This window comes from Streptomyces formicae (genome assembly GCF_002556545.1).
Taxonomy (GTDB): Bacteria; Actinomycetota; Actinomycetes; order Streptomycetales; family Streptomycetaceae; genus Streptomyces; species Streptomyces formicae_A.
Genome location: NZ_CP022685.1, coordinates 7,688,423 through 7,708,312, shown reverse-complemented (window position 1 = coordinate 7,708,312; position 19,890 = coordinate 7,688,423). Strand labels below are relative to the sequence as shown.

Below are 19,890 nucleotides of genomic sequence, written 5' to 3'. Positions count from 1 at the left end.
TCCGGGCATCGCGCCACAGCACGCTTCACCCGAATCGAAGGAGGGAGCCGTCTTTCGAACTTTCGGTTGACGGCGCGGCGGGGGCCACCCCGTACGGTGAAGGGGGCACAGCCCTCCGGGACGGCCACAGCCCGCCGGTCCCCCTCTTACGCTGGAAGAACCATGCCGCGCCCCCAAGAGACCGCACCCCCGCTCCCCGTGCCCCTCGCCCTCCGCCTCTGCCTCCACGCCCTGCTCGCGGGACTCCTGTCCCTGGCCGCGGTCAAGGCACTGACGGGCGCGAACGACACGGGCGGCGGGGCCGGGCTCGCCCACCATCCCGCCGCGATCGTCGCGGCCGCGCTCCTCATGGGCGCCGTCTACACGGCAGGCGCCCTGAACCCCCGGGTCCCCCGCGCACGCCGCGCCGCGGTCCTCTGGCTGACGGCGCTCGCGGCGAGCTGGCTGGTGCTGCTCGCGCTCTCGCCCGACGGGCTCTGGGCGGCGTTCCCGCTGTACTTCCTCCAGCTCCACCTGCTCCCGCTCCGCTGGGCGCTCCCCGCGGTGCTCGGTACGGCCGCCGCGGCGATCGCGAGCTTCCTCGTGCACAGCGCGCAGGTCACTCCGGGCAGCTTCATAGGGCCGCTGCTCGGCGCGGCGGTGGCCGTGGTCACGGTCCTCGGGTACCAGGCGCTGTACCGCGAGAGCGAGCACCGCCGCGAGCTGATCGACGAGCTGGTGGCGACCCGCGCCGAGCTCGCCGCCGCCGAGCGCACGGCGGGCACGCTCGCCGAGCGCGAGCGGCTCGCGCGCGAGATCCACGACACGCTCGCGCAGGGCCTCTCCTCGATCCAGCTCCTGCTGCGGGCGGCCCAGCGCGGACTTCCCGCGGGCTCGCCCGCCGCCCCGCACATCGAGCGGGCGCGCGCCGCGGCGCAGGACAACCTCGCCGAGGCGCGGCGCTTCGTCCGCGCCCTGACGCCGCCCGATCTGGAGCACGGCTCGCTGGCCGGGGCGCTGGAGCGGCTGAGCACGTCGAGTCCGGGCCCTCGGGTCCGCTTCTCCGTCAGCGGCACGCCGACAGAACTCCCCACTCCGTACGAAGTGGCGCTGCTGCGCATCGCACAGTCCGCGCTCGCGAACACGGTGCGGCACGCGGCGGCGGACCGCGCGGAGATCACGCTGACGTTCATGGACGCGTCCGTCACGCTCGACGTGGTGGACGACGGCCGCGGTTTCGACCCGGTGAGGGAGCCGCGCGCCGACGCGCCGCGGGACGGGGGCGAGGGCGGCTTCGGGCTCCCCGCGATGCGCTCGCGCGCGGAGTCGCTCGGCGGCACGTTCACCGTCGAGTCCGGTCCTGGCCAGGGCACGGCGGTGGCGATCTCGCTGCCGATGCCCGCGCGTACCCGGGAGGCGGCCGCGTGAGCCCGGACACGGCCAGGACCGTGCGCCTCCTCCTCGCCGACGACCACCCCGTCGTACGGGCCGGTCTGCGCGCCGTGCTCGACGCCGAGCCGGACTTCGAGATCGTCGCGGAGGCGGCGACGGCGGAGGCCGCGGTGGAGCGGGCCGCGGGCGGCGGGATCGACGTGGTGCTGATGGATCTGCAGTTCGGCGCCGGGATGCACGGCTCGGCGGCGACGGCCGAGATCACCGCGTGCGCGGGGGCGCCGCGGGTGCTCGTGCTCACGACGTACGACACGGACGCGGACATCCTCGCGGCGGTGGAGGCGGGGGCCGCGGGCTATCTCCTCAAGGACGCGCCGCCGGAGGAACTCGCCGCGGCGGTCCGCACCGCCGCGTCGGGCCGCTCGGCCCTCGCGCCCGCGATCGCGCACCGCCTCATGGACCGGATGCGGGCGCCCGGGGAGGCGCTCAGCCGCCGGGAACTGGAGGTACTCCGCCTGGTGCGGGACGGTCTCTCCAACCAGCGGATCAGCAAGGAACTGTTCCTGAGCCAGGCCACGGTGAAGTCCCATCTGGTGCACATCTACGCGAAGCTCGGCGTGGACTCCCGCACGGCGGCGGTCGCTGCGGCGACCTCACGCGGCCTGATCAGACGCGACACCTGACGCACCGACCCCCACACGGCCAAGCCTCCCCGCCCCTCCCTCCACCGAGCCGCACCTCCCCGGCGAGTCCGGCTCATCCGGCTGGTCCGGCTCATCCGGCTGGTCCGGCACGGGTGCACGGGTGCACGGGTGCACGGGTGCACGGGTGCACGGGTGCACGGGTGCACGGGTGCACGGGTGCACGGGTGCACGGGTGCACGGGTGCACGGGTGCACGGGTGCACGGGTGCACGGGTGCACGGGTGCACGGGTGCACGGGTGCACGGGTGCACGGGTGCACGGGTGCACGGGTGCACGGGTGCCCCGCGCGGTCCTGTCGGACGGCACGGGGCACCCTCTCCACCGCACCGCGCCACCCGGCCGCACCACCGAGCCGCACCACACCGCCCCACGCCCCGGGCAGCCCCGCCCAACCCGACCACCCACATCGCGTCGCCGCGCCGCCCGACCACCGCGCCGCATCGGACCGCCGCCCTGCGCGCCCCCGCACCGCACCACCGCCCTGCCCGACCACCGCCCCGGGCAGCCCAGCCCCCCACCCGACCACCCCACCACCGAGCCGCCCCACACCGCCCCACCCAGCCGCTCTCCCCCTCCCCTCAGCGCCCCACCCAACCGAACTCTCCCTCCCCCTCAGCGCCCCACCAACGCAAAGTCCTCCGCCATAACCCTCCGCAGCGCCCTGCGCAGCCCCTTCGGTACGGCAGGTGCCGGGACCGTGAGGACGGGGCAGCCCGCGTGCGTCCTGACGTAGCGGTGGATCCTGGTGCCGCGCCCGCCTCCGTGTCGGCGTCCGCGACCGCGTCGCGTGCCGATCACGATGAGGTCCTCCGCGCGCCCCGCGACCTCGCACAGGGCCCGCCCCGGCCGGTCCCTGACCACCAGCCGCCGCACCGTCCCGATCCCCGACGGCTCGCCGCCGAAGACCTGGTCGAAGGCGCGGTCGAGTCGCGCCCGTGCCTCGGCCTGCCAGTGCAGGGCCCATTCCCGGTCGGGGTGGCGCAGATACAGCGCCTCGCCCTCCGGCGGCTCCCAGGCGGCGACCGCGAGCAGTCCGAGGCCGCCGCGCCGTGCCTCCACGGCGGCCGCCCGCAGCGCGGCGAGGCTCGCGAGGGAGCCGCTCACGCCCACGATCACCCGCCCGCCACCCGCGCCATCGCCACCGCCCGACCGCTCCACTCCGCTCTCCATCCACCCCATCGGTTCCACCGGTGTCCTTTCCCAGATCTCAGATCCCAGATCCCAGGCCAAAAGGCCGACTCACGCCGCCCGAGAAGGAGTCTGTAGGCTCATTGGCCTGGAAGGCAGGGCCAATACGAGGGAGTTGGCATGGCAGAGGCATCGGTGGTCCACGCCGTGGACAGGCGGCTCGGCAGTCGGCAGTTCGCCGCGCTGCTGCACGGCACGTCCGGCGAGCACCCCGGTTACCGCGCGCTCGCCCACGGCGTCCGCACCCTCCTGCTCGACGGCCGCGTCCCGCTGCACACCCGGCTGCCCGCCGAGCGGGAGCTGGCCACGGCACTCGGGGTCAGCCGGGCCACGGTCACGGCGGCGTACGACGTGCTGCGCGAGGGCGGCTACGTACGCAGCCGGCGCGGGGCGGGCACCTGGACCGAGCTGCCCGAGGGACAGCGACCGGCCAGCGTGGCGGCCTTCCCGGCGGGTGACGGCGTGCTCGACCTCGCGGTGGCCGCGCCCGGCGCCCCGGAGCCCGAGCTCACCGCGGCCCTCGGCGCGGCGGCCACGATGCTGGCCGAGCACGTGCCGACGCCGGGCTACCACCCGTACGGGATCCCGGAGTTGAGGGCGGCCGTCGCGGAGCGTTTCACGCGGCGCGGGCTGCCGACGCTGCCCGATCAGATCCTGATCACCACGGGCGCCCAGCACGCGCTGTCGCTGACGCTGGCCCTGCTGGGCAGGCAGGGCGACCGAGTGCTCGTGGAGAACCCGTCGTACCCGAACGCCCTCGACGCGATCCGCGGGGCGGGCCTGCGCGCGGTGCCCGTGCCGGTCACGGAGGACGGCTGGGACAGCGGTCTCGTCGAGTCGTCGCTGCGGCAGGCGGCGCCGCGCATCGCCTATCTCGTACCGGACTTCCAGAACCCGACCGGCTGTCTGATGCCGCGCGAGCAGCGCGTGCGCGTCCTGGAGACGGCTCGCGCCACGGGCACCTGGCTGCTGATCGACGAGACCATCGCGGACATCGCGCTCGACGTGCCGCCGCCGGCGCCGTTCGCCTCGCTCGCGCCGCACAGCACGGCCGAACAGGTCGTCACCGTCGGGTCGTTGAGCAAGACGCACTGGGGCGGGCTGCGGATCGGCTGGGTGCGGGCGGGGTCGCGGCTGATCACCGAGCTGGCGATGAAGCGGGTGCCGAGCGACATGGCGACGCCCGTCATCGAGCAGTTGATGGCGCTCCAGTTGCTGCGCGGGATGGACGAGGTGCTGCGCGAGCGGCTGCCGCGGCTGCGGGCGCAGCGGGACGCGCTCGCGGCCTCGCTCGCCCGCCATCTGCCCGAGTGGCGTTGGCAGTTGCCGCCCGGCGGGCTCTCGCTCTGGGTGGACCTGGGCCGCCCGGTGGCGTCCGCGCTCGCGGGTGCCGCGCTCGGACACGGCGTACGCATCGAGGGCGGCTCGCGCTTCGGCGCGGATCCCGGTACGCACGAGCACCGGCTGCGCGTTCCCTTCACGCTCCCGCCCGAGCTGTCGGAGCAGGCGGTGCGGCGGCTCGCGGCGGCGCTCGCGGGCGATCTGCGTCCGCTCGACGCGGACCGAACGCACCGCAATTGGGTGGCCTGAAAGCGCGCCGCCCGCGTCACCCGCGTCCCGCCACCCACCTCACGCCACTACGTCACGCCACCCGCACCACATCAGCGGCCGCCGAACATCTCCACCGCGCCCCGTACCGCGGCGAGCCCCGCGGCCAGCGCGCTGACCGAGCCGATCGCGCCCGCGACGAGCAGCAGCGACCGGCGCATCCTGAGCACTTCCGGGGCGCCGCCGCGAGCCATCTCGGCGAGGGCGGCGAGTTCGTCCTCGGCGATGCCCCGGTCGGCGAACTCGACGGGGTGTGCGGCGAGTTCACGGCGCAGCCGGGCCACGGCGGCATGCAGCTCCGCCACCCGTGGATCCTCGCCGCCACCGCTCACTCGTCTCTGCCCCACACTCCGCAACACAGCTCTCCCCCTCGCGCGCCTGCGTGCGCGCGTACGCAAGCTCCCGCTCGTACTCGTACCGCGATCCGTCCGGCGCTGGTCAGGCGCCGAAGGGCCGCGGGCCAGTAAACGCCACACGGCGGCGGATGCGCCACTTTCCGGCCACCTTCGTGGCGTACGCGGTGTATGCAGGAGTCATGACGCGAGAGACGAACGGGCCGGGGACCGATACCGACGGGGTCGTGGGGCTGGACGGGGTCGTGGGGCTGGTCCTCGCGGCGGGCGGCGGGCGCAGGCTCGGCGGGCGGCCGAAGGCATTGCTCGAACACCGGGGGCGGCCACTGGTGGAGCACGCGGTGGGGGTGCTGCGGGAGGCGGGCTGCGTGCGGGTGCACGTGGTTCTGGGCGCGGCGGCGGACGCCGTACGGGAGCGGGCCGCACTGCCCGGATGTGTCCTTGTCGACAATCCCGACTGGCAGGAGGGCATGGGGTCCTCCTTGCGGGCGGGTCTGGAGTCCCTGCGGGACACGGGCGGCGGGACGGCGGCGCTCGTCTCGCTCGTGGACCAGCCGGGGATCGGCGCGGCGGCGACGGCCCGGGTGCGCGCCGCCTACCGCTCCCCGTCGACACTCGCGGCAGCGGCGTACGAGGGGGTGCGGGGCCACCCGGTCCTGTTCGGCTCCGCGCACTGGGCCGGGATCGCGGCGAGCGCGGTGGGCGACCGGGGAGCGCGCGCCTACCTCAAGGAGCACGCGGCCGAGGTGACTCTGGTCGAGTGCGGAGACGTGGCGCGGGCACACGACATAGACACCGTCGAGGACCTGATCCACTTGGAGTGACCGGGGTGGCACTCAGCGACATGTTCTGTCGACGGAGAGAATCTCGACGTCAACAAACCATTGAACTTCCACCATGAGGAAACTAGTATCCACTGACCAGAAGGCCCGTTACCTCGGACGGGGCCCACAGCCGTACCTCGGCTCGGGTGGCACCCAGTGCCACCGCGTCTGCCCGGCGGCTCGCCAGGCACCGTCCGTGCAGCTCTCTGAAGGAAGTGACAGCTCATGTCCGCACTAGCGCCGTCGCCGCTGGCCATCGTCGACGCAGAGCCCCTGCCCCGGCAGGAGGAGGTGCTCACCGACGCGGCCCTCGCCTTTGTGGCCGAGCTGCACCGGCTGTTCACGCCCCGGCGTGACGAGCTCCTCGCCCGCCGCGCCGAGCGCCGTGCGGAGATCGCCCGCACGTCGACCCTCGACTTCCTGCCGGAGACGGCCGCGATCCGCGCGGACGACTCGTGGCGGGTCGCCCCGGCGCCCGCCGCGCTGAACGACCGCCGCGTGGAGATCACGGGCCCGACCGACCGCAAGATGACCATCAACGCCCTGAACTCGGGCGCCAAGGTCTGGCTCGCCGACTTCGAGGACGCCTCCGCGCCCACCTGGGAGAACGTGGTCCTCGGTCAGCTCAACCTCGCCGACGCCTACGAGCGCCGCATCGACTTCACGGACGAGCGCACCGGCAAGTCGTACGCCCTGAAGGAGGGTGGCGAGCTCGCCACCGTCGTGATGCGCCCGCGCGGCTGGCACCTGGACGAGCGCCACCTGCAGCTCGACGGCCAGCCCGTCCCCGGCGCGCTCGTCGACTTCGGCCTGTACTTCTTCCACAACGCCAAGCGCCTCATCGAGCTCGGCAAGGGCCCGTACTTCTACCTCCCGAAGACGGAGTCGTACCTGGAGGCGCGCCTCTGGAACGACATCTTCGTCTTCGCGCAGGACTACGTCGGCATCCCGCAGGGCACCGTCCGCGCCACGGTCCTCATCGAGACGATCACGGCCGCGTACGAGATGGAGGAGATCCTCTACGAGCTGCGCGATCACGCCTCGGGCCTGAACGCGGGCCGCTGGGACTACCTCTTCTCCATCGTCAAGAACTTCCGTGACGGCGGCTCGAAGTTCGTCCTGCCGGACCGCAACCTGGTCACGATGACCGCCCCCTTCATGCGGGCGTACACCGAACTCCTCGTCCGCACCTGCCACAAGCGCGGCGCGCACGCGATCGGCGGCATGGCCGCGTTCATCCCGTCGCGGCGGGACGCCGAGGTCAACAAGGTGGCGTTCGAGAAGGTCCGCGCCGACAAGGACCGCGAGGCGGGCGACGGCTTCGACGGCTCCTGGGTCGCGCACCCGGACCTCGTCCCGATCGCGATGGAGTCCTTCGACGCGGTCCTGGGCGAGAAGCCCAACCAGAAGGACCGCCTGCGCGAGGACGTCAACGTCGCCCCCGGCGACCTGATCGCGATCGACTCCCTCGACGCGAAGCCCACCTACGACGGCCTGGTCAACGCCGTCCAGGTCGGCATCCGCTACATCGAGGCCTGGCTGCGCGGCCTCGGCGCCGTCGCCATCTTCAACCTCATGGAGGACGCGGCCACCGCCGAGATCTCGCGCTCGCAGATCTGGCAGTGGATCAACGCGGGCGTCGTCTTCGAGAACGGCGAAACGGCCACGGCCGACCTCGCCCGCAAGGTCGCCGCAGAGGAACTCACCGCGATCCGCACCGAGATCGGCGACGAGGCCTTCACCACAGGCAAGTGGCAGCAGGCCCACGACCTCCTCCTCCAGGTCTCCCTGGACGCGGACTACGCGGACTTCCTGACCCTCCCGGCATACGAGCAACTGCGCTGACCTCCGCCCCACCCTTTCCCCATCGAGCCCTCGGCACCGTGCGGTGCCGGGGGCTCGGTCGTGTTCGGGCGGGTGCGCTCGGAAGAGTCGACCCAAAGGCGCAATAGCGAACCTTGTTGGATAAATGCCCTCTTCTCATGACTGTTATCTGTTTGATGCCACATCAGGTACAACCATGCTTGAAGTCACAAGTGGATCATCAGCTTTGCGCCGTACGCCCAGAATAGTCCGTTTGGTTCGCTGCGTGGCAGCTACATACAGTCTCGACTCGGTTCCCCCCTTAAGGGAATTTTCATCTTTCTGACTGGTCGGGTGGGGTATGTGGAGGCGCGCGCGCTCGCGCGGCGGAGCAGGGGTTCTGGCGAGCCTGGTGAGTGTGGTCGTCGTGGCAGGTCTTGTCCCGGCGGACACCGCGACCGCGGCTTCACCGGCCGCGTCGCCCCTGGCGAACTCCGCGAGTAAGGGTTCCGCCGCCGAAGGCGCTGGTACCGAGGCCGCGCTGGCGGAGGCCAGGCACACCGGAAAGCCGGTCGAAGTCACGTCTCAGCGCGGTGAGTCCCGTGATGTGTATGCGACGCCCGACGGGAATCTGGAGGCGCGGGAGTATCTCCGTCCCGTTCGGACCCGGGTGGGCGAACAGTGGAAGTCGGTCGACACCGATCTGGTGAAGTCCGCCGCCGGCGCCGTCGCGCCGAAGGCGACCACGGTCGGTCTTGAACTTTCCGGTGGCGGGGACGCGCCGCTGGTGCGGATGACGAGGGCCGGGCGCGAGTTGACCCTGTCGTGGCCCGGCAAGCTGCCCGAACCCCGTGTCAAGGGCTCGACCGCCACTTACGCGGATGTGCTTCCCGATGTGGACCTGCGGATGGGGGCTCAGGAGGACGGTTTCACCCAGCTGCTGGTGGTGAAGTCGGCCAAAGCGGCGCGGAGTTCGGAACTGGCCAAGCTGCGACTGAAACTGGCCACTGACGGTGTGGAGGTGACGGAGACCTCCGAGGGCGAACTTCAGGCTGTCGACCAGGGCGCCAAGGGTGTGGTGTTTGAGGCGCCGAAGCCGATGATGTGGGACTCGAGCCCGGGGCCCGAGAACGCGCCTCGCACGCGTTCCGCCCAGCTGAAGGCATCGGGGCCGTCTCAGGACGGTACGCCCCCGGCCAGGGAGGAGCCCGCAGCCGGCGAGTCCGGCAAGCTCGCGCCGGTCGAGGTGGATGTGCCGACCGACGGCAAGGAGTTGGTGCTGACGCCTGATGCGGAGGTGCTGAGGGGCAAGGACACCACGTACCCGGTGTTCATCGACCCGCAGTGGTACTCGCCGCGAGCATCCGCGTGGACGATGGCGTCGAAGTACTGGGCGGGTTCGCCGCAGTGGAAGTTCAACGGCGAGCGCGACGCGGGCCTGGGCTACTGCAATTGGTACTACTGCAAGCCGCACGACACCAAGCGGCTCTTCTACCGCATTCCGGTGTCCAAGTTCGCGGGCAAGTCGATCCTGTCGGCCGAGTTCGTGGCGCGGAACACCTGGTCGGCCTCCTGCGGGAAGCGGGCGGTCGAGCTGTGGCGGACCAAGGACATCTCCTCGTCCACGACGTGGAACTCCCAGAACGCGTCCGGCTTCTGGAAGAAGCGGCTGGGGTCGGAATCCTTCGCCCACGGCTTTTCGGGCTGCGCGGCCAAGGACGCGGAGTTCTCGGTGAAGTCAGCCGTGCAAGCCGCGGCGGACAGCCGGGACAAGACGATGACGTTCGGTCTGCGGGCTGCGAGTGAGGCGGACGCTTACGGCTGGAAGCGATTCTCGGACAAGGCGTTTCTGCGAGTGAAGTACAACCGCCCGCCCGCGCAGCTCAAGAGCTCGCAACTGACCATGGAGTACGGCGGCGCCTGCAAGAGCTCCGGGAAGGCCGCGCGGGTACGCACATTGGGGAAGATCTACGCCAACGACGTGAAGGACCCCGACGGCGACAGCGTTTCGGTGCAGTTCCGGGCCGCTTGGGACGGTGGCAGCTGGAGTCCGGCGCGGACGTCCTCGAAGAAGTCCGGCAGCTCCTTCGCCGTTAGCCTGCCCCCTTCGAAGATTCCGGTGAACAAGCTGGTCAACTGGTCCGCGCGCGTCCACGACGGCGCCCAGTATTCCCCCTGGTCGTACGCCGGGGACCCGACCGCCTGCTACTTCACCCATGACACCAAGGTGCCCAGAGCGCCCTCCGTCTCCTCGGGCGAGTACCCGGCCTCCGACCCGGAGAACCCTGACGACCCCTGGTACGACGGGGTCGGCAAGTACGGATCGTTCGCCCTGAAGGCCGCCGACAGCGATGTGACGTCGTACCGGTACGGGATCAACAGCGATCCCAGCTCGAAGAAGAAGATCTCCACATCCGGCGGCGCGACGAAGACCGCGAAGGTGCTGCCCGCCAGGCCGGGGCTGAACTTCATCACGGCTCAGGCCTTCGACGGCGCGGGCAACGGCAGCGAGATCCGCACCTACCAGTACCGCGTGAAGGCCGGGCAGCCGGAACGGGCCACCTGGCAACTGGACGAGGCCGAGGGCGCGAACGAAGCCGCGGGAACGACCCCGGCGCGCACCGCGCGGCTGCACGGCGGTGCCACCCCCGGCGTGGAGGGCGTCCAGGGCACAGCCGTCTCCTTCAACGGAACGGACTCCTACGCCTCGACGGACATTCCCGCCGTCAACACCAACGGCGGTTTCGCGGTCTCGGCCTGGGCGCGGCTCTCCAAGATGCCCGACGGCACGGCGGTCGTCGCCACCCAGCCGGGCAACCACAAGCCGGGGTTCGAGCTGTACTACTCCAAGTCCTATGACCGCTGGGTGTTCAACCAGTACACCTCCGACACCTCGGGAGCCCAGGCCGTCCGGGCGATGGCCGACAAACCGGGCGGTGCAACGGCCGGCAAGTGGACACACCTGGTCGGCTCCTACGACTCGGTGCGCGATGTCCTCGAGCTGTTCGTCGACGGCAAGCCGGCCGGAAGGACCGCCTACGACAGTCCGTGGGAGGCCCGCCGCGGTCTGCAACTCGGGGCCGGTTCCTACAGCGGGTTCCCGGCGGGGTTCTTCCCCGGCGCCATCGACGAGGTTCAGCTGTTCGACAAGCCGCTGGCCCAGGACGAAGTGGACAAACTGCACGCCAAGCGGACGATCGGTGACCCGGGCCGCCCCGCGGTGGCGGTCTTCGACTTGGACGAGGCCCCGGACGCGAAGGAGATCTCGGGGTACGGAGGCGTGCTGCCCGCCCAGTACCACGGCGGTGTCACCACCGGTGTGCCCGGAGTCTCCGGCAAGGCGGCGACGTTCAGCGGTACCGATGGCTACGCCCGGATCGGCCGGACCAGTGGTCCGCACGTGAACACCTCGCGCAGCTTCAGCGTCTCCGCCTGGGCCAAGCTCGACAAGAAGCCCGACGGAGCGGCGGTCATCGCCGCGCAAGCGGGCAAGGAGCGTCCCGGCTTCGAGCTGTACTACTCCTCCGCCTACAACCGGTGGGCGGTCAATCAGTACTCCTCCGACGCGGCGGACGCGAAACCGATCCGCGCCATGCAACCGGACGGCGCCAGTGCCCGGACGAAGGATTGGGTGCATCTGGTAGGCGTGCACGACACGGTCGCCAACACCCTGACCCTGTACGTCAACGGAGCCGAGGCCGGATCGACCAAGCTGGCCGGCGCGTTCTACGCGGATCAGTCCATGTACCTGGGCGCGGGCAGTTACAGCGGAAAGGCGGCCAGCCACTTCCCGGGCAGCATCGACGACGTGCGTCTCCTTGACCGGCCGGTCTCGGCCGCAGAGGTCCAGCAGATGTTCAAGCAGCGCCCGCTGGTCAAGGGCCGCTGGAACTTCGAGAAGAGCGGCACGGGCAGCCCGGCCACCACGCCTGACTCGTCGGCGGAGAAGCGCCCGATGAATCTGTACGGCGGTGCGCGGCTCGGCGAAGGCATGATCGATCTGCAGGGTCTCGAGCTGAACGGCACCGACGCGTACGCGGGCACCAGCACGATGCCCGTCGACACGAGCGGCAGCTTCACCGTCACCTCCTGGGCCAGGACCGCGGCGACACCGAAACATGACGTCGCTCTGGTCAGCGGTGAGGGAAGCACCCGCAGCGCGTTCGAGGTGCGCTTCGTCCCCGATGCCAAGGACCCCGAAGCGTTGGGACGTTGGGAGCTCACGCTGCCGTCCAAGGACGGCACTGATGCCACGGTCACCAAGGTGGGCAACACCGAGTTCTTCGACGTCCGGGAGTGGAACCACCTGGCAGTGGCCTACGACGGGTTCGCCAAGGAGGTCCGCCTCTATGTCAACGGCGTCCTGCAAGAGGTCGCCTGCGGCGACGCGGATGGCGACGGCGACGCGGATGACGCCGCGTGTCAGGACCTGATCGCCTGGGCCGACAACGCCCTGGCCTTCAAGGCCACCAAGTCCCTGCAGGTCGGCAAGGCCAAGGGCGATGCCAAGGGGACGTACTTCCCCGGCTCCGTCGATGACGTGTGGGCCTTCCAGGGCGCCCTGACGGACGCGCAGATCGAGAAGCTGGCCGGTTCGTTGTTCGGCCTGCCCACCGAGGTCCCGGGCGACAACTGACCCCTGGGGTGGCCGGTGGGCGAGAACTCCCGCTCTCCGGCCGCCCTCCCCCAAGGCACTGGTAACCGAGCTTTTTCACCACCGTGCCGCGCTGCCGCGCGGCCTGCTGGTGTTGTCGTGTGAAGGACTGATTCCGAAGATGAACGGCAGAACAAGGCCGCGCCGATTCGCCGGGCTGCGGCGGTCGGCAGCGCTGGTGGTGTCCACCGCGTTGGTGGGCACGCTGCTGCAGGCCGCCGCGCCTGCAGCGGTGGCGCAAGGCAACGAGCGCCCCGGCCTCCCCTCGGCAGAGAACCCGATCAAGGGAAGTGACGGCGCCAAGAGCGCACCGCGCACGGTCTCCAAGGGGCCGAAGACCCCGGACAGAGCACCGAAGGCGGCTTGGCCGAAGCCGGGTTCGGCCGTGGTGCGCATCCCCGGCGCGCCGGTGAAGGCCGAAGGCGAACCCGTCGGAGCCAAGGGGCTGCCGCTCGCTCTGGGTGCCCCTCAGGCTACGGCCGCCAAGAGCACGGGCAAGAGGGCCAAGACAGTCGAGGCGACCGAGCCCGCCGCTCAGGGCAAGGTCACGGCACGCGTGCTGAGCAGGAAGGCCACCGAGCGGGCCGGTGTGAACGGTGTGCTGTTCGCCTTGGAGAACGGTGACGCGAAGAGCGACAAGCCCGGCAAGGTTCAGGCCGAACTCGACTACTCCGGCTTCGCCGAGGCGTTTGGCGGCGGCTACGCGTCCCGGCTCACGCTGGTCGAGCTGCCGTCCTGTGTCCTGGACAAGCCGACGAAGCGGCAGTGCCGTCACACGGCCGAGCCGGTGCGGACCGTCAACGACACGGAGAAGCAGACGCTGACCGCGAACGGGGTGGCTCTGCGGGCGTCGGGTCCGACCGTGCTGGCCGCCGTCGCCGACGACAAGAGCGCGAACGGCGACTACAAGGCGACTTCGCTGTCCCCGTCCGCGACCTGGGAAACGAACCTCAACACCGGTGACTTCTCCTGGTCGTACGACATGGCGGTGCCCGAGGTGCCGGGCGAGCTGAAGCCAGAAGTGGGCCTGTCCTATTCCTCCGGAGCCATCGACGGGCGGACCGGTACGACCAACAACCAGTCCTCATGGGTCGGCGACGGTTTCGACCTGTGGTCCGGCTACATCGAGCGCCGCTACAAGCCGTGCGCCGACGACGGGGTGAAGGGCGCGGACGGCAACAAGCCGGGCGACCTGTGCTGGGGCCACGACAACGCGTTCATCACCTTCAACGGCAAGGGCGGTGAGCTGGTCCCGGCCGGTGGCGGCGAATTCAAGTTCAAGCAGGACGACGGCAGCCGCATCACGAAGCTGACGTCCACGAAGCGCGGCAACGGGGACAACGACGGCGAGTACTGGCGCCTGACCGACCCCGACGGCGTGCGCTACTACTTCGGGTACAACCGGCTGCCCGGCTGGAAGGACGGAAAGGCCACGACCGGATCGACCTGGACGGCTCCCGTCTTCGGCAACGACAAGGACGAGCCCTGCCACAAGGCGTCCTTCGCCGATTCCTGGTGCCAGCAGGCCTGGCGCTGGAACCTCGACTACGTCGTCGACCCGCACGGGAACGCGATCGCGTACTACTACGACCAGGAGAAGAACTCCTACGGCCGCAACCTCAAAGCCAAGGACAACACCCGGTATGTACGCGGCGGTTCGCTGAACCGCATCGAGTACGGCCTCAAGTCGTCCTCGATGTACGGCACCAAGCCGCTGGCCAAGGTCGACTTCACCACCGCCGAACGCTGTCTGCCCGACAGCAAGACGGACTGCAAGGACATCGGCAAGGACGCCTTCTCCTGGTACGACACGCCCTGGGACATGAACTGCAAGGAGGCGGAGGACTGCGACAAGGGCCGCCTGTCCCCGACCTTCTTCACCCGTAAGCGGCTGACCGGTGTCACCACCCAGGTCCTGAACGGCGCCGCCTACAGCGACGTCGACTCCTGGAAGCTGGACCACCGATGGGGCAAGGCTGATGTCGATTACCAGCTCCTTCTCGACTCCGTCCAGCACTCCGGGCACACCGCCAAGCCAGCCCTGACACTGCCGAAGACCACCTTCGCCTACACGCAGCTGGCCAATCGCCTGGACAAGGTGGGCGACGGCTACGCGCCGTTCATCAAGTCCCGCCTGTCCACGATCGCCGACGAGTCCGGCGGCCAGGTCGACGTCAACTACTCGGCCCCGGCCTGCGAGGCGGGCGCACTGCCCACTCCGCAGTCGAACACCACCCGCTGCTATCCGCAGTACATCGGCGGCTCCAGTTCGGACGACCCCGAACGGCAGTGGTTCAACAAGTACGTCGTCACCTCCACGACCACCACGGACCGCACCGGCGGGGCGCCCGACGCCGTGACCGCGTACGAGTACCTGGGCGGCGGAGCTTGGCACTTCGACGATGACGACGGCCTGACCGAGAAGAAGTTCAAGACCTGGTCCCAGTGGCGAGGCTACGGCCACGTCCGGGTCAGGACCGGCGGCCAGGGCGGCGCCGACGCGCTCAAGTCGCAGGAGGACTCCTACTTCCTGCGGGGCATGGACGGCGACCGCAAGGACGCCTCGGGCGGCACCAAGTCGGTCAGCGTCACGCTCGGCGAGGGCGAGGGCGACCCGATCACCGACCACGAGTCGGCGGCCGGTTTCGGCTACAAGACCGTCTCCTTCTCCGGTCCTGGCGGCAAGGTCCTGGCCAAGACCGTGAACCGGCCCTGGCACCACGAGACCGCGAAGAAGGTCCGCGGCTGGGGCACGGTGACCGCCAACTTCACCGGCGCGGGCCACACCAAGACCTGGACCTCACTGGACGACGGCGCGGGCAAGGACTGGCGGACCACGTCGACCGCGACGCAGTTCGACACCGTCGCGGGCCGTGTCACCCAGGTCGACGACTTCGGCGACAGCGCCACCGCGGCCGACAACCAGTGCACCCGCACCACGTACGCCACCAACACCAAGGACAACATCCTCAACCTGCCCTCGCGGGTGGAGGCCGTCGCGGTCAAGTGCGCCGGCACTCCCGACCGGGCCAAGCAGGTCCTCTCGGATGTGCGGACCGCCTACGACGGCGGCGCCTACGGTGCGGCGCCCACCAAGGGCGACGCCACCGCGATCGCCACGCTGAAGAAGCACGACGGGAGCAAGGCGACCTACCTGGAGTCCGGCGTCACCTTCGACGCCTACGGCCGCAAACTGACGTCCACCGACCTCACGGCGAACGTCACCGTCACGGGCACCGGCGACCCGGTGCGCGCCCTGCGCAAGGACGGCCGCACCACCACCACCGCCTACAGTCCCGCCACCGGCTTCGCGGCCAAGGTGACCGAGACCAGCCCGCCGGTCAAGGCGGCCGATCCCGCCTCGGCTCAGACCACGGTCACCGAGGTGGAGCCGCTGCGCGGCCAGCCGAAGGCGAAGGTCGACACCAACGCCAAGCGCACCGAGATGACCTACGACGCCCTCGGCCGCTCGGCGAAGGTCTGGCTCGCCGACCGCAGGACCAGCCAGACGCCCAGCTACCAGTTCACCTACCTCGTGGAGGAGGGCAAGCCGGTCACGGTCCGCACCCAGACCCTGAACAACGAAGGCGGGCAGGTCGCCTCGTACGCGCTCTACGACGGGTTCCTGCGTGAGCGCCAGGTTCAGCACCCTGGACCGAAGGGCGGTCGTCTGCTCGCCGACTCCTTCTACGACGAACGAGGCCTCAGCACCCGGACGTTCGCTCCCTACTACACCGAAGGCCCGCCCGGTCGGGAACTGTTCAAGCCGTCCGACACGATGAGTGTGGAGTCGCAGACCCGCACCACGTACGACGGTCTCGGCCGTGCCGTCGAGGAGCGGCAGATCGCCGGAAACGGTGACGGTGGCAAGGAGTTGGCCACCACCAAGACCATCTACGGCGGCGACCGCACCACGGTGATTCCGCCCGAAGGTGCCACGGCGACCACTACCCTCACCGATGCCCGCGGACAGGCGACCGAGCTGCACCAGCATCACACGCGCAGTGCCGGTGCGGCCTTCGACACCACTAAGTACGCCTTCACCCCGCGCGGCGAGCTGAAGAAGGTCACTGACCCGGCGGGCAACACCTGGGCGTACGAGTACGACCAGTTGGGCCGCCAGACCCTGGCCGACGACCCCGACCGGGGTGCCACGAAGAGCACCTATGACGACCGGGACCAGCTGACCACGACCACCGATCAGCGCGGCACCGTACTGGCCAGCGTCTACGACAACCTGGGCCGCAAGACCGAGCTGCACAAGGACAGCCCCTCGGGTGAGCTGCGCGCCAAGTGGACCTACGACACCGTCTCCGGTGCCAAGGGTCAGCTGGCCGAGTCCACCCGTTATGTGAACGGTGCCGCCTACACCTCCAAGGTCACCAGCTACGACCGGCTGTACCGACCCACGAAGACCGCCGTGGTGATCCCCGGAGAGGAGGGAGCCCTGGCCCGTACCTACCAAAGCGGCACCACCTACAAGCCCTCCGGCCTGGTGGGCGGCGTGAGCTACTCCGCAGCAGGCTCTCTCCCCGCCGGAAGTTACTCCACCACCTTCGAGAAGCAGACCCTGCGTCCCGTCTCGATCCTGGGTGACGGCTTCCAGGCGGACACCAGCTATTCCTGGACCGGCAAGGCGCTCCAGTACCAACTGGCCGGTACCGGCGGCAAGAAGATCTGGGCCACCAACACCTACGAGTGGGGCACCCAGCGCCTGGCCACCGCGCGCGTCGACCGCGAGGACCAGAACGGTGTCGACCAGCACGACACCTACCGCTACGACCAGGCGGGCAACGTCCTTTCGGTCTCGGACGTCTCCCGCACCGGCACCGACACGCAGTGCTTCACCTACGACTACCTGCGGCGGATGACCGAGGCCTGGACCCAGGGCGACAAGACCTGCGCCACGGCTCCGCCGACGGGCAAGACGGGCGGCCCGGCACCGTACTGGCACTCCTACACCTACGACAAGGCGGGCAACCGCGCGACCGAAACCCTCCACGACACCGCGGGTGACAGCACCAAGGACACCAAGCGCACCTACGACTACCCCAAGCCCGGCGCCTCTCAGCCGCACACGCTGACCTCGGTCACCACCGAGAAGCCCGGCGGCACCGCCACCAAGGACTCCTACGGCTACGACGAGACGGGCAACACCAACTCCCGCACTCTGCACGGCGACACCCAACGCCTGAGCTGGGACGCCGAGGGCCACCTCGCCAAGGTCACCGAACCCGGCGAGAAGGGCAAGGACAAGGTCACCGAGTACGTCTACGACACCGAGGGCAACCGTCTGATCGGTCGCACACCGACCGAGACCACGCTCTATCTCGGGCACACCGAAGTCACCCTGGCCAAGGGAGCGGACAAGGCCAAGGCCACCCGCTACACCCCCCTGGGCGGCGGCCACCAGGCCGTCAAGGCGGATGACGGCACGATCACCTTCACCACGGCCGACCACCAGGGCACCGGTCAACTCTCGGTTGCCGCAGCCGATATGAAGCTGGCCCAGCGCCGTACGCTCCCCTTCGGCGGGCCGCGCGGTGAGACCCCGAAGTCCTGGCCCGGCACCAAGGGGTTCGTCGGAGGCACCGACGACACCAAGTCCACGGGGCTGACTTACCTGGGCGCCCGAGAGTACGACCCGTCGACGGGCCGCTTCCTCTCCGTCGACCCGGTGATGGATCTGACGGACCCCCAACAGATCAACGGCTACACCTACGGCAACAACAACCCCGTCACCTTCAGCGATCCCACCGGGCGCCTCTTCGGCTGCATCGCGTGTGCAGTGATGAACATCTACAAAGCCGCCAAGAGCATCTTCCACAAGGCGGTCTCAGCCAACCGTGGTGGGGGCCGTGGCGGTAGCGGTGGTGCGAATCGTGGCGGATACAGCAGTCGCGGGTACAGCGGTGGTGGGCACGCCAGCAGTGCCGTGTTCCGCGGGAGCGGCTCCAAGAGCATGTCCCGAACCTCATACGGGATCGACAGTGCTTTCGGTGTCTTGAACCACGGCATCTTCAGACCGTTGAACGACTTCTTCTCCAGTGGCGGCGCAGCCGAGGTAGCGAAGGACTTCGTCCTCCCCGACCTCCACTCGTGGGAGGAATGCGGGAAGCACCCTGGCGTCAGCGTGGCGTGCGGGAGCGCCGCGACGGACCTGCCCTGGGGGAAATGGCTCAAGCCGTTCAAGGGCGTCGCCAAGGACCTCAAGAAGGCGGAAGGGGGTGGGGAAGCAGCAGGAAAGGCGAAGAAGAGCGCCCCTTCGGGCTGCAAGTGCTTCCTCGCCGGCACCGGGGTCCTCATGGCCGACGGATCCTCCAAGAACATCGAGGACGTAGAACTCGGCGACAAGGTCCTGGCCACGGACCCGGAAACGGGTGAAACCCGCGAACGCGACGTCACGGCGACGATCGTCACCGACGACGACAAGCAGTTCACCGAGCTGACGATCGCCACCCCCGAGGGCAGCGAGAAGCTGACCGCCACGTACGAGCACCCCTTCTGGTCGGTCGACAAGAAGGACTGGGTAGAGGCCGGAGACCTCAAGCCGGGCATGACCCTGCGCACGGACGAGGGCCGCACGGTCAGCGTGACGGCGGCTCGCGAGTACCAGGATCACGCGCGCACGTACAACCTCACCGTCGAGGGTCTGCATACGTACTATGTACTGGCGGGGCAGACTCCGGTTCTGGTTCACAATTCCGGAGGGCCGTGCAAGGAAGTGACCCTGCCTAGCTTTGGCAGCTTCGAACAAGCTCGCAACAAAGCGCTCGACCTGCTGGGCGAGGTTGATTCAGCTACTCGGCAGCCATACATCGGCCGTCTCGAATCTGCACCGACGACCTATGGCAAGGTAGTGGGATTCACTACTCGAGTGAACGGCGAATTCAAGAGGTTCAGGATGGATTACGATCCAGCAAAGGGTCCCCATATCAACGTAGAAGTCGGCAAGGGTGACTCTGCACGTAAGTGGGCGGTGCCATGGAACGGAACAGAAGACGATTTCGCGAGAACGCTTGGCGGTAATTCGTGACGCTCGACGGTGTATACGGAACCAGGCCGGACCTCCTGCCCCGATCTATGGTCCGAATGGTTCGCGCAGATCAGCAGGGCGGCCGACGGCTGACTTGGGTTGGGCGGCCGGGCGTGCAGTTGCTGAACCTGAATCAGCATCTCCAATACGAGCATGAAAGCCTCAGTCGTTACCCGCGAAGCTCTGACGGTGCAATCACTTGGAGTGCGGTAGCTGATGGTTTGGTACTCAGCTCGCTAGATTCGGGTTCTGTCGAGTTGAGTACCGTAATCCAAGAGTTCGCCCCGAAAGCTAGCAACCTAATCTTCTTCTGGGAAAGCCTGGCAGTTCCGAGTGTAGAGATGGGGCTC

At 69.5% G+C, this 19,890-nt stretch carries 9 protein-coding genes; 7 read left to right on the top strand and 2 right to left on the bottom strand.

From position 1 onward, the window contains the following. Positions 1-162: 162 nt before the first annotated feature. Both KY5_RS33535 and KY5_RS33530 read left to right on the top strand, forming a co-directional pair. The gene (locus KY5_RS33535; RefSeq protein WP_098245712.1) at positions 163-1,407 is read left to right on the top strand and encodes a sensor histidine kinase; all 1,245 of its coding nucleotides are present in this window, start codon (positions 163-165) and stop codon (positions 1,405-1,407) included. Then, positions 1,404-2,054, top strand: a complete 651-nt coding sequence (locus KY5_RS33530) for a response regulator (RefSeq protein WP_098245711.1) — start codon at positions 1,404-1,406, stop codon at positions 2,052-2,054. The genes KY5_RS33535 and KY5_RS33530 overlap by 4 nt, the downstream gene beginning before the upstream one ends. Positions 2,055-2,686: 632 nt before the next feature. Here the strand turns inward: KY5_RS33530 and KY5_RS33525 are convergent. Then, positions 2,687-3,253 carry a universal stress protein gene (locus KY5_RS33525; protein ID WP_234363256.1) on the bottom strand — a complete coding sequence of 189 codons (567 nt, stop codon included), beginning with the start codon at positions 3,251-3,253 and terminating at the stop codon, positions 2,687-2,689. A 129-nt stretch (positions 3,254-3,382) separates the two neighbouring features. Here KY5_RS33525 and KY5_RS33520 point away from each other — a divergent pair, with 129 nt between their 5' ends. Then, positions 3,383-4,852 (top strand): PLP-dependent aminotransferase family protein, encoded by a 1,470-nt coding sequence (locus KY5_RS33520; protein ID WP_098245710.1) that lies wholly within the window; start codon positions 3,383-3,385, stop codon positions 4,850-4,852. 71 nt (positions 4,853-4,923) lie between these two features. On the opposite strand, the gene KY5_RS33515 is transcribed toward KY5_RS33520, so the two are convergent. Then, positions 4,924-5,229 (bottom strand): DUF5955 family protein, encoded by a 306-nt coding sequence (locus KY5_RS33515; RefSeq protein ID WP_098245709.1) that lies wholly within the window; start codon positions 5,227-5,229, stop codon positions 4,924-4,926. A 176-nt stretch (positions 5,230-5,405) separates the two neighbouring features. Between KY5_RS33515 and KY5_RS33510 the strand changes: the two genes are divergently transcribed. The 4 genes from KY5_RS33510 to KY5_RS33495 all read left to right on the top strand — a co-directional run bounded on the left by KY5_RS33510 (position 5,406) and on the right by KY5_RS33495 (position 19,540). Continuing rightward, a complete protein-coding gene (locus tag KY5_RS33510) occupies positions 5,406-6,047 on the top strand; it encodes a nucleotidyltransferase family protein (RefSeq protein WP_098245708.1) in 642 nt (213 codons plus the stop codon). Between the two features lie 225 nt (positions 6,048-6,272). Further along, positions 6,273-7,892 carry a malate synthase A gene (gene aceB, locus KY5_RS33505; RefSeq protein ID WP_098245707.1) on the top strand — a complete coding sequence of 540 codons (1,620 nt, stop codon included), beginning with the start codon at positions 6,273-6,275 and terminating at the stop codon, positions 7,890-7,892. Between the two features lie 319 nt (positions 7,893-8,211). Next, the gene (locus tag KY5_RS33500) at positions 8,212-12,486 is read left to right on the top strand and encodes a LamG-like jellyroll fold domain-containing protein (protein WP_098245706.1); all 4,275 of its coding nucleotides are present in this window, start codon (positions 8,212-8,214) and stop codon (positions 12,484-12,486) included. A 139-nt stretch (positions 12,487-12,625) separates the two neighbouring features. Then, positions 12,626-19,540, top strand: a complete 6,915-nt coding sequence (locus tag KY5_RS33495; protein WP_098245705.1) for a polymorphic toxin-type HINT domain-containing protein — start codon at positions 12,626-12,628, stop codon at positions 19,538-19,540. The last annotated feature ends 350 nt before the right edge of the window (positions 19,541-19,890 follow it).

What these genes read in the sequence shown, in the direction of transcription:
- KY5_RS33535 (WP_098245712.1), top strand. Translation starts at nt 163, where the DNA reads ATGCCGCGCCCCCAAGAGACCGCACCCCCGCTCCCCGTGCCCCTCGCC.
- KY5_RS33525 (WP_234363256.1), bottom strand. Translation starts at nt 3,253, where the DNA reads ATGGGGTGGATGGAGAGCGGAGTGGAGCGGTCGGGCGGTGGCGATGGC.
- KY5_RS33520 (WP_098245710.1), top strand. Translation starts at nt 3,383, where the DNA reads ATGGCAGAGGCATCGGTGGTCCACGCCGTGGACAGGCGGCTCGGCAGT.
- KY5_RS33510 (WP_098245708.1), top strand. Translation starts at nt 5,406, where the DNA reads ATGACGCGAGAGACGAACGGGCCGGGGACCGATACCGACGGGGTCGTG.
- KY5_RS33495 (WP_098245705.1), top strand. Translation starts at nt 12,626, where the DNA reads ATGAACGGCAGAACAAGGCCGCGCCGATTCGCCGGGCTGCGGCGGTCG.
- aceB (WP_098245707.1), top strand. Translation starts at nt 6,273, where the DNA reads ATGTCCGCACTAGCGCCGTCGCCGCTGGCCATCGTCGACGCAGAGCCC.
- KY5_RS33500 (WP_098245706.1), top strand. Translation starts at nt 8,212, where the DNA reads ATGTGGAGGCGCGCGCGCTCGCGCGGCGGAGCAGGGGTTCTGGCGAGC.